A 520-nucleotide genomic window follows, 5' to 3' on the forward strand; every position below is an offset into this window, starting at 1 on the left:
CAGCCAGCTCAGCCAGTACCGCACCATCAGCTGCCATCGCCAGAGATTCACCAATCTGAGAGGTGTACTCGGAGCGCACGTCATAGTGGTTCATCGCGTCTTCGATGTCGTAAATCAGCACGTCCGCAGTCAGCAGGCCATCAATGTTAATGGTCTTCTCGGTGTGCTTGATGTCTTTACGTTTGTCATCCAGAGACTCGCCCGGTTGCAGGTAAGCAGCCTTGGTGCGGCCAATCACAGGGAACTGTGCGGACTTACCGGAGCTGATTTGACGCTGCATGTGACGGTTGGTGGTCACAGAGGTACGAGCGAATGCGGTCAGGACTTCACCGCCGAATACTTTCAGGAATAGCGCCAGCTTGTCTGCTGCGGATTGACCTTTACCTTGGTTAGTACCGAGCTGCTGTCCACCTTGCATGTTAGCCATGTTGAATCTCCTTATGTTGTTTACGAATAGAATTAGTCATTACGCTGACCAGACGGGCCTATCGTTGCCAAGCTCTTGGGGTGATTCTCCGCG

1 protein-coding gene is annotated in these 520 nt (G+C 53.1%); it reads right to left on the minus strand.

The features are described 5' to 3' along the window. Window positions 1-418: major capsid protein (locus tag HGP29_RS28640; protein ID WP_211093487.1), on the minus strand; the 418-nt coding region annotated here is incomplete at its 3' end. Window positions 419-520 lie beyond the last annotated feature (102 nt).

This window comes from Flammeovirga agarivorans, from assembly GCF_012641475.1.
GTDB lineage: Bacteria > Bacteroidota > Bacteroidia > Cytophagales > Flammeovirgaceae > Flammeovirga > Flammeovirga agarivorans.